Below are 15,444 nucleotides of genomic sequence, written 5' to 3' on the forward strand. Positions count from 1 at the left end.
ATACGTTCCTACGCTTTTATGATTTAATTGTGTTTTTTGGGCGTATGCAATACGCCCCTACGTTTTGTGGTTTAATTGCGTTTTTTGGGTGTATGTAATACGTTCCTACGCTTTTATGATTTAATTGTGTTTTTTGGACGTATGCAATACGCCCCTATGTTTTGTGGTTTAATTGTGTTTTTTGGGTGTATGTAATACGTTCCTACGTTTTGTGGTTTAATTGCGTTTTTGGGGCGTATACAATACGCCCCTATGTTTTGTGGTTTAATTGTGTTTTGGGTGTATGTAATACGTTCCTACGCTTTTATGATTTAATTGTGTTTTTTGGGCGTATGCAATACGCCCCTACGTTTTGTGGTTTAATTGCGTTTTTGGGAGGTATGTAATACGTCCCTACGTTTTTGTGGTTTAATTGCGTTTTTGGGGTGTATGCAATGTAGCGTTATATTTTTTGTTATTTTTACAGTTAATGCTGATGGTAATCAAATTGTAGGGGCGTATTGCATACGCCCTTTGCTCGATCTTTATATTCCCACAAATTATAAATAATGCAAATTACACTTGCTTATTTTTTGTTTCTTTATCCCATTTTTTCTTCTCCGCCGCCTCTCTTGCCTGTTCTTCCGCCCGTTTACGGCGGATTTCTTTGGGATCGGCAAGCAGTGGGCGGTAGATTTCAATGCGGTCACCTTGATTAACAGGATCAGTGAGTTTCACGGGGCGAGCGAATACGCCGACTTTGTTTTCTCGTAAATCAATGTCGGTGTATTGTTGCAAAATACCCGATTGCAAAATGGCGGCTTGTACCGTGGTGCCTTGTTCTACCTGTAATTTTTTTAAGAAATAGGATTTGGGGTAGGCGTAGGCGATTTCAATATCAATGGTTGTCATTAAAAAGTTCTTTCCAAATTTGGTGAATAAATAACCGCACTTCACTAAATTCACGGGTATCTACAATGGTTTTTTCACCCAGTAAATTAAGCTGATGAATACGGTTGCGTAAGCTCGTGTAGCAATCTTTAAGTTGTTCGGCAGTATCTACACTTATCACTTGAAATTCTGCCATGTTGTCAAAAATTCGTACATTATCTGACCAATAGGCTAACTCGGTGTTGTTTGGGGCATTGGCAAGCACCAAATATTGGGCGATAAATTCAATGTCCGTAATGCCACCTTGATCGGTTTTAATGCTAAATTTTTCGGGATCCGCATTGGCCAAATGTTGGTACATTTTATCACGCATTGCCAAGACGTCTGTTTTTAATTTTGCTAAATCTCGTGGTGTGGATAAAATTTCTGTGCGAATTTGTTCAAATTGTTGGCGTAATTTCGGCTCACCATACACGGCTCGAGTGCGTACGAGCGATTGATGTTCCCACGTCCACGCCTCATTTTGTTGGTATTGTTTAAAGGCTTCAAAAGAATTGCACAACAACCCCGCTTCACCTGATGGTCGCAAGCGTAAATCCACTTCATACAGCACGCCCGCACTGGTGTTCATACTAAAAATACTGACGATTTTTTGCGCAAGGCGAAGATAAAATTGAAAATTATCCACAGATTTTTTGCCACCCTCCGTCTGTCCTTGCACACCATCATACAGAAATACCAAATCTAAATCAGATTTGTAACCTAGCTCAATTCCACCGAGTTTGCCGTAACCCACCACCACAAAGCCTTTTTCGTTGTCGGTTAAATGGGGAGGCGTGCCAAAGCGAGTGGTAACTTGTTGCCAGGCTAAATTAATTACCGCCGCAATAATGGCTTCGGCTAAATAGGTGAGGTGATCGCTGACTTTCATAATCGGCAACACGCCAAGAATATCGGCAGCAGCAATGCGGAGCAAGGTAATTTGTTTAAATTGACGTAAAGCGTATAGAATTTGTTCTTCGTCATCTGGCGGCAAACGCAGCAAATATTGTTGCAATTCCGCAGGATATTGCTCAAAGTGCGGTGGATTTTGTAGGCTTTTTTGATCTAATAGTTCATCCAACAAAATCGGGTGGCGAGCCACTTGTTCGGCGATCATTTTGGATTGTGAACAGAGCGATAATAATTGGGTCAGTACCTGTGGATTTTCTACTAACAGCTCTAAATAGGTGGTGCGAGAGAGAATTTGTTGCACGATATTTAACATGCGTGGCAACAAGGTTAAATAAGCGGAATGGCTAAAAATTTGGCTAAATAATTGGGGCAATAATTGATTTAGGGTTTCTTGCCCACGATGGCCAATGACACGGTGTTCTAGCTCGTGACGGAATTTGTGTAAATGATCTAAGATTTCGTCAAAATGGGTCTCGGAAATGTGCTGTTCAGTGAGGAATTGTTCTATTTCCGCCTCATTCATTTCCAACAAATCTTGCCAGCCGTTATCCGTCTGACGTTCACTTTTTTCTTTTTCATCGCCAATTAATTCATCAAAAACGCACCGCACTTTTTGTTGATGTTGTTGTAATACGGCATAAAAACTATCCCAATCTTGAATGGGATAACGCACAGTTTCGGGCTGATGTTCGGCGTTCAACTGGGTAAATTCCGCACATGCTACCACTAAACGTGCTTGATCCTGTGGATCTGTCGGCAATAGCTGAGTTTGCTTGTCATTAATGGCCTGTAACACATTTTCCGCACGGCGTAAAAACAAATAGGCTTGGGTGAGATCGTGGCGTTTTTCAGGTGGTAATAAGCCTAATTTTTCTAATTCTGGCAACAGGTTAAGTAGCGAATGTTGTTGCAAGCTGATTTCTCGTCCGCCCCGAATTAATTGGAATACTTGCACAATAAATTCCACTTCACGAATGCCACCAGCCCCTAATTTAATATTATCCACTAAACCACGACGGCGGACTTCTCGCTCAATTTTGCCTTTCATGTCACGTAAAGATTGAATTACGCTGAAATCAATATAACGGCGATAGACAAAAGGGCGGAGCAGTTGGCGTAGGGCTATTACGTTCGGATCTTGTGGATCATAACCCAAAATTCGCCCTTTAATCATGGCATAGCGTTCCCAATCTCGCCCTTGTTCTTGATAATAGGTTTCCATGGCGGCAAAACTTAACGCCAATGCACCGCTGTCGCCAAAAGGACGAAGTCGCATATCGGTGCGATACACAAAGCCGTCTGGCGTGAATTGATCCAACGCATTGACTAATCGCTGCCCGAGTCGCACGAAAAATTTTTGATTATCAATGGCTTTGCGACCACCCACAGTTTCGCCTGCCGCAGGGTAGGTGAAAATCAAATCAATATCGGAAGAAAAATTCAGCTCAAAACCCCCGAGCTTGCCCATACCCAAAATATACAGTTGTTGCGGATTGCCTTGTTCATCGCAAGGTGTACCCATTTCTTGACAGGCTTGTTGATACAGCCAATCTCTTGCCCCAATAATCAGGCTTTCGGCTAATTGTGATAAACGGATAAAAACTTGTTCTACGGTGCCTACATTTAGGCTTTGACAAATGCTCAAAATGGCCATTTCTCGGTTGCGGAATTGGCGCAGCGTTTTGTAAAATTGTTCTTCGTTATCTATTTGATTTAACTCATGATGTAATCGAGGAAAATATTGTTCCCCATCAGGTAATTCGGGTAAGATTTCTAAACATTTTGCTAAAAAGTGCGGTTGTTTTTTAAAGACTTCAAAGACGAAGTCTGACATGGCGATCGCATGGTTTAATTTGTCTAAAAGTGCGGTATTTTTTGCGAGCGTTTTTTCAGGGAAGTGGGTTTGAATAAGGTCTTGAAGTTTGGCTTCAGTTGTGGCGGTCGAGAGCATAATGGTATTTTCCCACGATTTGCTCCCTCTCCCTTTGGGAGAGGGTTGGGGTGAGGGGGTTCTATTACATTTTTTACCCTCACCCTAGCCCTCTCCCAGAGGGAGAGGGAATTGATCAGATTAGTTTGCTTGATCTTCAGTTGGTTTGTGTAGTTGGCTCAGTTTGGCTAAACCTTGATCGCAACTTTTAATTTGGGTTGCCACTTCCATTTCTAGAATTTGTTTTTTACTTTGATTTAACTTGTTTTGAATGTTGTTCAGTTGTGTGTGCGTGCCGGGGCTATTTTGTGCCTCAACAAATAATTTTTCGGCCTCATTAAACAGTTTTTCACATTGTTCAGGCATTTTTGCTGTATTTGCGGCGGACACGGACAAACTTGCAAGTAACGATAATGCCATGGTTAAGCACAGTTTTGTGAATTTGGTTGTTGCTTTCATCATACTATTTTTTATCCTTAGATTCATTGCGTAGAATGGGAGTAAATTTAGTACACAATTCCCACGATTTTGGAGAAAATACCAGAGATTAAATTAAATGTCTATATTTTTTTGTCGTGAGTGATATTTCTTTAGGGGCAATCTTGAATATGATAGCGAGTAAAGAATAATGTTGAAATGTTAAATATTTGTTAATAATTATTTAATTTTGCGACAGATCAAATGTGACAAAGCAAATAAATTTGCGATTTTTTTGATTTAGATCTAGAAATGTGATCTAGTTAACATTTTTTCTGTTTTTTATCCGCATAAAAAGTAGTAGAATAGCCCCGATCTTGGATTATTTGGCTAATCTATTATTTATTAAATGAATAAAGATTGTTAAATAATTTGTATAAAAGGTTACTTTTGATGTGTAGTGCATTAAGAGAAAATCGGGGTGATTACGTTTTTGGACGATAATCGAAATATAATCTTGTAGCATATTTACAAGGAGTTGTGAGATGTTAGACGTTGTTGAACTATCTCGTTTGCAGTTTGCGTTAACTGCGTTATATCACTTCTTGTTTGTTCCGTTAACATTGGGTCTTTCCTTTATTCTTGTGATTATGGAAACCGCTTATGTGGCGACAGGCAAAGAAGTTTATAAAGATATGACTAAATTCTGGGGTAAGTTATTTGCCATTAACTTCGCCTTAGGGGTAACGACTGGTATCACCATGGAATTCCAATTTGGTACTAACTGGTCATATTATTCTCATTATGTAGGTGACATCTTCGGGGCTCCTTTAGCTATCGAAGCCTTGTTAGCTTTCTTCCTAGAGTCAACATTTGTGGGCTTGTTCCTCTTTGGTTGGGATCGCTTATCTAAAAAACAACATTTAATTTCTACTTACTGCGTCGCATTTGGTTCAAACCTTTCTGCCATGTGGATTTTAGTGGCAAATGGCTGGATGCAATTCCCTGCAGGTTCAGAATTTAATTTTGAAACTATGCGAATGGAAATGACCAGTTTCCTAGATTTATGGTTAAACCCAGCAGCACAACATAAATTGTTACATACCTTATCATCTGGTTATGTAGCGGGTGCGATGTTTGTGTTAGCGATCAGTGCATTCTACATTTTAAAAGGCCGTGATGTTGCTTTTGCTAAACGTTCTTTTGCGATTGCGGCAACCTTTGGTTTAGTGGCCACAGGTAGTACCATTATTTTAGGTGACGAATCTGCTTATCAAACGGTAACCGATCAACCGGTAAAATTTGCCGCAATGGAGGGGGAATGGCATACACAACCTGCGCCAGCCTCTTGGACATTGTTTGCGATTCCAAATCAAGCAGAACGTAAAAATGATGCTGAAATCAAAATTCCATTTATGGGGGGTATGATTGCAACCCGTTCACTTGATGGCACTTACCCAGGCTTAATTGACTTAGAAGCAACCAATACACAACGTGTTCGTAACGGTATTGTTGCTTATGGTTTATTAGAAGAATTGCGTGCTCAGAAAAAAGCGGGTCAAATTGACGAAGCAACCAAAGCACAATTCTTAGAAGCACGTAAAGATTTAGGTTTCGGTTTATTATTAAAACGTTATACCGATAAAGTGGTGGATGCTACTGAAAGCCAAATTCGTGCAGCCGCAGCAGACAGTATTCCACGTGTTACTCCATTATTTTGGTCATTCCGTGTGATGGCAGGGTTAGCAGGTGTAATCGGTTTACTAATTCTTGGTGCATTTGTACAAGCATGGCGTAATAAAACCGAGAAAAGTGGCTTATTGCTCCGTGGTTTATTATGGGGCTTACCATTACCATGGGTTGCCATTGAATGCGGTTGGTTCTTAGCCGAATATGGTCGTCAACCTTGGGCAATTCAAGATGTGTTACCAGTAGGTATTGCTAACTCATCATTGGGTACCGGTGACCTTTGGTTCTCCATTGGCTTACTCTGTGCCTTATATACGGTATTCTTAGTCGCAGAAATGTATTTAATGTTCAAATATGGTCGTCTTGGCCCAAGCGCATTAAAAACAGGTCGCTATTATTTTGAGCAATCAACTAAATAAGTAGGAGTTAGACGATGATTGATTATGAAATTCTACGCTTTATTTGGTGGATTCTTATCCTCGTATTGTTAATCGGTTTCTGTGTCACAGACGGTTTCGATATGGGCGTATTAACCTTATTACCATTCACCGGTAAAAAAGAAGTTGAAAAACGTGTTATGTTGAACACTATTGCACCGCATTGGGACGGTAACCAAGTTTGGTTATTAACCGCAGGGGGCGCAATGTTCGCCGCATGGCCAATCGTTTATGCCGTGTCTTTCTCAGGCTTTTATATTGCCATGATTTTGGTTCTAGCTGCCTTATTCTTCCGTCCTGTGGGCTTAGAATATCGTGCGAAAATCGATAATCCAACGTGGCGTAAAGCATGGGATGCAGGTTTATTCATTGGTGGTTTTGTGCCGTCATTAGTGTTCGGTGTGGCCTTTGGTAACTTATTACAAGGCGTGCCATTTGAATTCAACGACATTATGCAAATCAAATACACCGGCGGATTCTTTGAATTATTAAATCCATTTGCGTTACTTTGTGGCTTAATTAGCTTATCAATGTTAACCACACAAGGTGCAGCTTGGTTACAAATGAAAACCACTGCCGAATTACGCAATCGTGCAAGAGCTGTATCACAAGTAGGTGCTTTTGCTACCTTAGTGACATTTGTGCTTGCAGGTGTATGGTTATTATTCAAAGATGGTTTCATTGTAACGAGTGCGATTGACCACAATGCGGTGTCTTCACCATTAGGCAAAACCGTGGTGCTTGAAACCGGTGCATGGTTCAGAAATTACAATGACTTACCAGTATTGTATATTTTCCCTGCCATTGCAGTGATTGGTGCGTTATTAAATATCGCCGCCTCTAAAGCGAACCGCTCTGGCTTTGCGTTCTTCTTCTCATCATTAACCATGTTGGGCGTGATCGTGAGCTGTGGTGTGTCTATGTTCCCATTTGTGATGCCATCCATTACGCATCCTGATATGAGCTTATTGATGTGGGATTCAACATCAAGTCACTTAACCTTAACCTTAATGTTCTACTTTGCATTAGTGTTTGTGGTAATTGCCTTGTCTTACACCATTTGGTCATACTACAAAATGTTCGGTCGTATCGATGCGAAATACATCGAAGAAAACAAAACGACAGCATACTAAAAAGGAGAATTACAATGGTATATGCAGCTTGGGTAATTGGTGTTTTAGCTACCGTTTGGCTTAGTGTCAAAGTAGTGACAAAACTCGAGGACAAAGGTTCATTTGACAAATAGTCAATGCCGATAAAGAAGAAAAACGCTGAATAAGTTATTATTCAGCGTTTTTGTTTGTCTTGCAGTGACGTACAAGGTTACGATTGTGTTGGCATTAGCCACGGCGTGGCGTAACCATGCTTAACCCCATACGTAAGTACGGGGCTATTGGTATGCGGACTATTTCACCGCCACCATGGATCCAAAATTAAAACACTGAAACCACAATTCCACTTGCGAAAATCCAATGTTTTTTAACCGCACTTTATGGGTATTGACGCTATCGGGTCGCATCACATTTTCCAGTGCGGTGCGTTTTTGGCTCACTTCTAATTCGCTGTAACCATTAGCACGTTTAAATTGATGATGTAAATCAATCAGCAAATTATCCACGTTTTTATCTTCAAAACGAAATTTTTCCGACAACACCAACACGCCATTTGGGTTTAAGCCTTGATAGATTTTTTCCAACAAGGTTTGGCGATCTTCAGGTGGTAAAAATTGCAAGGTGAAATTTAAAATCACCATAGAGGCATTTTCAATCTTGATATTGCGAATATCATCACACAAAATTTCTACTGGAATCTCGCTATGATAGGCTTGAATATGCTGACGACAACGTTCTACCATCGGCTGTGAATTATCCACACCGATAATTTTTACGTTTGGCTGTTGAATATTTCGGCGAGCAGAAAGTGTCGCTGCGCCACGAGAACAACCTAAATCATAGACATGGCTATTCGCCGTGACAAAACGATTTGCCAACATGCCGATAGCTGTAATGATATTAGAATACCCCGGTACGGAGCGTTGAATCATATCGGGAAACACTTCCGCCACGTTTTCATCAAAAGTAAAATCGCCCAGTTTTTCAATGGGGGCAGAGAAAATAGTATCTTTATTCATAAATTTGCCATCTTTAGATAAAAAAGTGCGGTTATTTTAGAAGAAGTTTTATTTTTTTTCAGCTATAATTTACCGATTATGTTTAAAAAATAATTTTAAGGAAAACAGAATATGATGCGTACACATTATTGCGGTGCATTAAACCGTGACAATATCGGACAACAAGTGACATTAAGCGGTTGGGTGAATAAACGCCGTGATTTAGGTGGATTGATTTTTATTGATATGCGTGATGTAAAAGGCATTGTGCAAGTGTGTTTTGACCCGAAATATCCACAAGCCTTAGAGCAAGCTGCCAGCCTGCGTAACGAATTTTGTATTCAAATCAAAGGCGAAGTGATTGCTCGTCCTGATAATCAAATTAACAAAAATATGGCAACAGGCGAAGTGGAAATTTTGGCTCACGAATTGGCTATTTATAATGCCTCTGACGTATTGCCGTTAGACTTCAACCAAAATAACACCGAAGAACAACGCTTAAAATACCGTTATTTAGATTTACGCCGTCCTGAAATGGCGGAACGTTTAAAAACTCGTGCGAAAATTACCAGCTTTGTCCGCCGTTTTATGGACGAACAGGGTTTCTTAGACATTGAAACCCCAATGTTGACCAAAGCCACGCCAGAGGGTGCAAGAGACTATCTCGTACCAAGCCGTGTGCATAAAGGCAAATTCTATGCCTTGCCACAATCACCGCAATTATTTAAACAGCTTTTGATGATGTCTGGTTTTGACCGTTATTATCAAATTGTGAAATGTTTCCGTGATGAAGATTTGCGTGCGGATCGTCAACCTGAATTTACCCAAATTGATGTGGAAACCAGCTTTTTAACCGCCCCTGAAGTGCGTGCGATTATGGAAGAATTGATCCATGGTTTATGGCTCAACACCATCAACGTGGATTTAGGCAAATTCCCTGTGATGACCTGGCAAGATGCCATGGAACGTTTCGGTTCAGACAAGCCTGATTTGCGTAACCCATTAGAAATGGTCACCATTTCTGACCTTGTGCGTGAGGTGGAGTTTAGCGTATTTAAAACCCCTGCCAACGATAAAGGCGGACGTGTGGCGGCAATTCGTGTACCAAACGGCTCAACCATCACGCGTAAACAAATTGACGAATACACCCAATTTGTCGGCATTTATGGTGCAAAAGGCTTGGCGTGGTTAAAAGTCAATGATGTGAATGGTGGACTAGACGGCGTGCAAAGCCCGATTGCGAAATTTTTATCGGAAGACGTGTTAAAAGCGATTTTAGATCGAGTGAAAGCCGAAACAGGCGATATTATCTTCTTCGGTGCGGATAAATGGCAAACTACCACCGACGCATTAGGTGCGTTACGCTTAAAACTTGGTCGTGATCTCGGTTTAACTCGCCTAAACGAATGGCAACCGCTATGGGTGATTGATTTCCCAATGTTTGAACGGGATGAAGACGGCAATTTAGCCGCCATGCACCACCCATTCACCTCACCAAAAGATTTCAGCCCAGAACAGCTTGAATCGGATCCAACCAGTGCCGTGGCAAACGCTTACGATATGGTGATCAACGGTTACGAAGTGGGCGGTGGCTCGGTACGGATTTTCGACCCGAAAATGCAACAAACCGTATTCCGCATTTTAGGCATTAAAGAACAAGATCAACGTGAAAAATTCGGTTTCTTATTAGACGCCTTAAAATTCGGTACACCGCCACATGCTGGATTGGCGTTTGGTTTAGACCGTTTAACTATGTTGTTGACGGGTACAGAAAATATCCGTGATGTGATTGCATTCCCGAAAACCACTGCAGCAGCGTGCTTGATGACGGATGCCCCGAGTTTTGCGAATCCGCAGGCGTTGGCGGAATTGGCGGTGGCAGTGGTGAAAGCAGAATAAAGTAATTTATTATAGGTCTTTTAAATGGTTAAAAGACCTATTTAATATAAGAGAAATTAAATGACTAAGCCAAATATTTCAATAAATATATTATTTAGCAATATTGTTACGGAATTGTGGAAAAGTTTAAAACCAAATTTGATATGGTTTATTTTTATTTTTTGTTTTCAATATTTCAAGCCTAATCTCCCTGATCTTGCTTTTAAACGAGAGACAATGGTTCCCATTATTTGGTTTTTTACAATAGTGGTTTTCATTTTCTTTCTATATCGAGTTATTGATAAGGAAGATAAATTACCTGATAAAATTTATAATTTTCTTGATATGCCAACAAAAACTATTATTGATATTTGTACGGGGATGGTAGTTCTTAACGTGTGTGCTGATTTTGTAGACTGGGGACATTATGGTGGTGGATATTATCAAATGTTGATAGTTAGTTTGAAGCAATTTATTTATCTTGTATTATTACAAATTTTCTTTTCTCTATTATCTCTAATAGATGAATATAATGGGGTAGAAAAATGGTTGTTAGGTGTATTTGCTTTTATTGGGCTTATGCATTGGAAATTTCTTGCTCCTAATGAGACACCTTTTATTTTAATTGTAAGTGTCGTGCTGTTCATTGTAAAACTAAGAAGTTTTATGCGTATTGCTAAAGAATAATTTATGGCATACAAAAACCCTAACTCCGTTTTAGTTGTCATTTATGCCCAAAACAGTAATAATGTCCTAATGCTCCAACGCCAAGACGATCCTGATTTTTGGCAATCAGTAACAGGCTCGTTAGCAGAGAACGAAACGCCCGAACAAACGGCAATTCGAGAAGTATTAGAAGAAACAGGCATTGACATCAAAGCGGAAAATTTAGCACTTTTTGACTGCAACGAATGGATAACATTTGAAATTTTCCCGCATTTTCGGTATAAATATGCCCCGAATGTGACCCATTGCAAAGAGCATTGGTTTTTGTTGGTACTGCCTGATGAGCGAGTTCCCCAATTAACGGAACATCTTGCTTATCAATGGTTAGAACCTAAACAAGCTGCCGAACTCACTAAATCACCGAATAATCGGCAGGCAATAGAAAAATATTTAATAACATAGAACCCTCACCCTAGCCCTCTCCCAAAGGGAGAGGGGAAGAATATAGGGAAACTGATTTCAAAAAGATCAGTAATGGGGCCCCGTCTGAACCGCCCTTGCGTTGGGGTATTTTGTAGGAAAGTTTTGCATGTTTGAGCGAAGCGAGTTCAAAACTTTCCGTTAAGCAAAATCCCCATAAGCAAGGAAAAGCGGTGAAGTCGGGGTGTACTTTCTTTTGCTTACTTTTCTTTGTACAAGCAAAGAAAAGTAAGTCGCCATCGGCGAAATCCGATATAACGAATAAAATAGACAACTTAAAAAATAAAAAGGAAACATACAAATGGCAGGACACAGTAAGTGGGCTAACATCAAACACCGCAAAGCCGCACAAGATGCACAACGTGGTAAAGTATTTACTAAATTAATCCGTGAATTAGTCACCGCTGCAAAAATTGGTGGCGGAGATGTCGGCACGAATCCTCGTTTACGTGCAGCAGTGGATAAAGCGCTTTCCAGCAACATGACTCGTGACACCATTAATCGTGCCATTGAACGTGGTGTGGGTGGTGGCGATGACACCAATATGGAAACCAAAGTCTATGAGGGCTATGGACCGGGTGGCACAGCAGTGATGGTCGAATGTTTGAGCGACAATGCCAACCGCACCATTTCCCAAGTTCGCCCAAGTTTTACTAAATGTGGTGGTAACTTAGGAACTGAGGGTTCAGTCGGTTATTTATTCAGCAAAAAAGGCTTGATCTTAATTGCCTCAGGGGATGAAGATGCGCTAACTGAAGCAGCCATTGAAGCAGGTGCAGACGATATTCAAGCGCAAGAGGATGGTTCTTTTGAAATCTATACGGCATGGGAAGATCTCGGTGATGTGCGTGATGGCATTGAAAAAGCCGGCTTTAAAATTGAGAATGCGGAAGTGACTATGATTCCATCAACCACGGTGGATCTTGATGCGGAAAATGCCCCGAAATTATTGCGTTTAATTGATATGTTAGAAGATTGTGATGATGTACAAAACGTGTATCACAATGCCGAAATCAGTGATGAAGTCGCCGCCTTACTTTAAGATAAATTTGTATTATCGGGTTTGGTATGCTAGGATAAAGCTGTCTTTTTGAACAAGACTTTGCTTTTATTTTATTTAAGGAGATTTTATGAAATTAATTAAATTTATTCCTGCAATCTGTGCTGCTGCGGTGTTAGCCGCTTGTTCTTCTGGCCCAACTGAACAGGAAATGGCCGTTGCACAAGCAGAAAAACAAGCGCAAGCCATGGAGCAAGCCGCAAATACGGCCAATACACAAGCCGCTGAAATTGCAAAAAATATTGATGGTACCGCACAAGTCAAAGTACAAAAAGTACCAACGGTGAACAAATCTGTGGTGTATCGTTGCCAATCAGGTAAAGTCGTTACAGCAACTTATGCCTTTGAAAATAACGATCCTCGTGCAGTGAGTGTACGTTTAGGTAAAGGCAAAAAAGCATTAAAAGTATCATTGGCACGTGATGATAACAGCAAAGATACGGTTTCATTCGTTTCAGATAAGTATGAATGGAATGTGGATACGGGTTTGACCTTAGATAATTTCAACGGGGTTGATGCGATTCATTTCCTCAAAAAAGGCGCCGAATCCGATCAAATCTTAGCGAAACTTTGTAATGTGAATAAAACAGCAACAAAACGATTAAATAAATAATTGAAATCGGTTATGATAATTGGGTGGGGATTAAGCTCCACCCATTTTATTTTGTAGGACAATATGGCAATTATTTTAGGCATTGACCCTGGTTCCAGAGTGACAGGATATGGGGTAATTCGACAAACTGGACGCACATTAGAATATCTTGGTTCTGGCGCTATTCGTACCCAAGTGGACGATATGCCGACCCGCTTAAAACGTATTTATGCGGGTGTGACGGAAATTATTACCCAATTCCAACCTGATATGTTTGCTATTGAAGAAGTCTTTTTGGCGAAAAATCCCAATTCTGCGTTAAAACTCGGCCAAGCTCGTGGTACCGCCATTGTGGCCGCCGTTAATCAAGATTTACCCGTGTTTGAATATGCCGCTCGTTTAGTCAAACAAACCGTGACAGGTATTGGCTCCGCCGATAAGGTGCAAGTGCAAGATATGGTTACCCGTTTATTAAAACTTTCCGACAAACCCCAAGCGGATGCGGCTGACGCCTTAGCCATTGCGATTACCCATGCGCACACCATTCAACATAGTTTGCACATCTCCCAAACCGCTCAACCCACAGAAACTCGTGAAAAATACACCGCACTTTTACGCACCCGTTATAGCCGTGGGCGATTTCGCTTGAAAATTTAACTGTTCTTTTATTCAGTTTTTAGTATAATAAAGCAAATTTTTTCAACAACGGAAACAACAATGATCGGTCGCTTACAAGGTAAACTTATTGAAAAACACCCCCCTGAAATTTTGCTAGACGTGCAAGGGGTGGGCTATGAATTGCTGTTGCCCATGACCAGTTTTTATGACTTGCCTGAATTGGGGCAAGATTGCACTTTGTTTACCCATTTTGTGGTACGTGAAGATGCGCACCTTTTATTTGGATTTTCACATAAATCTGACCGCAGTTTATTCCGTGAATTAATTAAAACCAATGGCGTCGGGCCGAAATTGGCGTTGGCGATTTTATCCGCGATGTCAGTGGCGGATTTTGCTTATGCCATTGAACATGAGGAATTATCTAAATTGGTGAAAATCCCCGGTGTAGGTAAGAAAACGGCGGAACGGCTGTTGGTGGAATTGAAAGGTAAATTTAAAGGCGTGGGGCAAGGGGATTTCTTTGTGGAAAGCACCCATTTACCTGCCGTTGAACGAGGTTCTTCCGCAGAAAATGTTGCTGCTGAAGATGCCGTTTCTGCACTTATTGCATTGGGTTATAAACCAACGGACGCAGAAAAAATGGTGAAAAAAGTGGCAAAATCCGATCTTTCTTCGGAGCAATTAATTCGTGAAGCCTTAAAAGCAGCGTTGTAAGTGAGATAGAACATGATTGAAGCAGATCGCCTGATCAGTGGCGTAGCAAAATTAGATGACGAAGCGGTGGATCGTGCTATTCGCCCTAAATTGTTGGCAGATTACGTCGGGCAGCCGCAAGTGCGGTCGCAAATGGAGATTTTTATTCAAGCGGCAAAATTGCGCCAAGATGCCTTGGATCACCTGTTGGTTTTCGGCCCACCTGGGTTGGGAAAAACCACGCTAGCAAATATTGTGGCCAATGAATTAGGCGTCAATATCCGCACCACATCCGGCCCTGTGCTAGAAAAAGCAGGGGATTTGGCGGCCATGCTTACCAATCTTGAACCCCATGATGTGTTGTTTATTGATGAAATTCACCGACTGTCGCCCGCCATTGAAGAAGTGTTATATCCCGCCATGGAAGATTATCAACTGGATATTATGATTGGCGAGGGCCCCGCGGCTCGTTCGATTAAACTGGATTTACCACCCTTTACTTTGATTGGGGCAACCACAAGAGCAGGATCGCTCACGTCGCCATTGCGTGATCGTTTTGGTATTGTGCAACGCTTGGAATTTTATTCGGTAGAGGATTTAACCTTTATTGTGTCACGCAGTGCGAAGTATTTAAATCTTGAATTATCCGAATCCGCCGCCCTTGAAATTGCTCGCCGTTCGAGAGGGACGCCACGAATTGCTAATCGTCTGTTACGTCGTGTGCGTGATTATGCAGATGTCAAAAACCGCGGTGTGATTTCTGCGGATATTGCCCATGCAGCCTTGTCTATGTTGGATATTGATCAGGCCGGTTTTGATTATTTGGATCGTAAATTCTTAACCTCGATTATTGAACGTTTTGACGGCGGTCCCGTGGGGTTAGACAATATTGCCGCTGCCATTGGAGAAGAACGGGATACCATTGAAGATGTCTTGGAGCCGTATTTAATCCAACAAGGCTTTTTGCAACGTACACCAAGGGGACGCATTGCCACAAGCCATACTTATCGCCATTTTGGCTTAGAAAAATTAACGGAATAAGAAACAGGA

At 41.1% G+C, this 15,444-nt stretch carries 14 protein-coding genes; 10 read left to right on the top strand and 4 right to left on the bottom strand.

Annotated elements, in window-relative coordinates:
- Positions 1-555: 555 nt before the first annotated feature.
- The 3 genes from ACTG7L_RS01260 to ACTG7L_RS01270 form a co-directional block, all read right to left on the bottom strand.
- Positions 556-891 carry an RnfH family protein gene (locus ACTG7L_RS01260; RefSeq protein WP_439287173.1) on the bottom strand — a complete coding sequence of 112 codons (336 nt, stop codon included), beginning with the start codon at positions 889-891 and terminating at the stop codon, positions 556-558.
- Positions 878-3,775, bottom strand: a complete 2,898-nt coding sequence (glnE, locus tag ACTG7L_RS01265) for a bifunctional [glutamate--ammonia ligase]-adenylyl-L-tyrosine phosphorylase/[glutamate--ammonia-ligase] adenylyltransferase (RefSeq protein WP_439287174.1) — start codon at positions 3,773-3,775, stop codon at positions 878-880. The genes ACTG7L_RS01260 and glnE overlap by 14 nt, the downstream gene beginning before the upstream one ends.
- 120 nt (positions 3,776-3,895) lie before the next feature.
- The gene (locus ACTG7L_RS01270) at positions 3,896-4,216 is read right to left on the bottom strand and encodes a DUF5339 domain-containing protein (RefSeq protein WP_439242267.1); all 321 of its coding nucleotides are present in this window, start codon (positions 4,214-4,216) and stop codon (positions 3,896-3,898) included.
- A gap of 500 nt (positions 4,217-4,716) precedes the next feature.
- Here ACTG7L_RS01270 and ACTG7L_RS01275 point away from each other — a divergent pair, with 500 nt between their 5' ends.
- Both ACTG7L_RS01275 and cydB read left to right on the top strand, forming a co-directional pair.
- Positions 4,717-6,279 carry a cytochrome ubiquinol oxidase subunit I gene (locus ACTG7L_RS01275; protein ID WP_439287175.1) on the top strand — a complete coding sequence of 521 codons (1,563 nt, stop codon included), beginning with the start codon at positions 4,717-4,719 and terminating at the stop codon, positions 6,277-6,279.
- Positions 6,280-6,293: 14 nt separating this feature from the next.
- Positions 6,294-7,430, top strand: coding sequence for a cytochrome d ubiquinol oxidase subunit II (gene cydB / locus ACTG7L_RS01280; RefSeq protein WP_439287176.1), 1,137 nt, complete (start codon positions 6,294-6,296; stop codon positions 7,428-7,430).
- A gap of 272 nt (positions 7,431-7,702) precedes the next feature.
- Here the strand turns inward: cydB and cmoA are convergent, their stop codons facing one another.
- Entirely contained in the window at positions 7,703-8,428 is a 726-nt protein-coding gene (gene cmoA / locus ACTG7L_RS01285) for a carboxy-S-adenosyl-L-methionine synthase CmoA (protein ID WP_439287177.1), read from the bottom strand.
- Between the two features lie 111 nt (positions 8,429-8,539).
- On the opposite strand from cmoA, the gene aspS reads away from it, so the two are divergent.
- The 8 genes from aspS (at position 8,540) to ruvB (ending at position 15,435) form a co-directional block, all read left to right on the top strand.
- On the top strand, positions 8,540-10,306 hold the full coding sequence (gene aspS / locus ACTG7L_RS01290; protein WP_439287178.1) for an aspartate--tRNA ligase: 1,767 nt from the start codon (positions 8,540-8,542) through the stop codon (positions 10,304-10,306).
- A gap of 60 nt (positions 10,307-10,366) precedes the next feature.
- Positions 10,367-10,972, top strand: a complete 606-nt coding sequence (locus tag ACTG7L_RS01295) for a hypothetical protein (RefSeq protein WP_439287179.1) — start codon at positions 10,367-10,369, stop codon at positions 10,970-10,972.
- 3 nt (positions 10,973-10,975) lie between these two features.
- Positions 10,976-11,413: a dihydroneopterin triphosphate diphosphatase gene (gene nudB, locus ACTG7L_RS01300; protein WP_439287180.1), complete on the top strand. Its 438-nt coding sequence runs from the start codon at positions 10,976-10,978 to the stop codon at positions 11,411-11,413.
- Between the two features lie 319 nt (positions 11,414-11,732).
- Positions 11,733-12,473 (top strand): YebC/PmpR family DNA-binding transcriptional regulator, encoded by a 741-nt coding sequence (locus tag ACTG7L_RS01305; RefSeq protein ID WP_439242251.1) that lies wholly within the window; start codon positions 11,733-11,735, stop codon positions 12,471-12,473.
- Between the two features lie 88 nt (positions 12,474-12,561).
- A complete protein-coding gene (locus ACTG7L_RS01310; protein ID WP_439242249.1) occupies positions 12,562-13,104 on the top strand; it encodes an ACP-like domain-containing protein in 543 nt (180 codons plus the stop codon).
- A gap of 63 nt (positions 13,105-13,167) precedes the next feature.
- Positions 13,168-13,740 carry a crossover junction endodeoxyribonuclease RuvC gene (ruvC, locus tag ACTG7L_RS01315; protein ID WP_439257685.1) on the top strand — a complete coding sequence of 191 codons (573 nt, stop codon included), beginning with the start codon at positions 13,168-13,170 and terminating at the stop codon, positions 13,738-13,740.
- 60 nt (positions 13,741-13,800) lie between these two features.
- Positions 13,801-14,415 (top strand): Holliday junction branch migration protein RuvA, encoded by a 615-nt coding sequence (ruvA, locus tag ACTG7L_RS01320; RefSeq protein WP_439287181.1) that lies wholly within the window; start codon positions 13,801-13,803, stop codon positions 14,413-14,415.
- Positions 14,416-14,427: 12 nt separating this feature from the next.
- Positions 14,428-15,435, top strand: coding sequence for a Holliday junction branch migration DNA helicase RuvB (gene ruvB / locus ACTG7L_RS01325; protein ID WP_439242243.1), 1,008 nt, complete (start codon positions 14,428-14,430; stop codon positions 15,433-15,435).
- The last annotated feature ends 9 nt before the right edge of the window (positions 15,436-15,444 follow it).

Origin of the sequence: Lonepinella sp. BR2357, from assembly GCF_051851525.1 — a bacterium.
Lineage (GTDB): Bacteria > Pseudomonadota > Gammaproteobacteria > Enterobacterales > Pasteurellaceae > Lonepinella.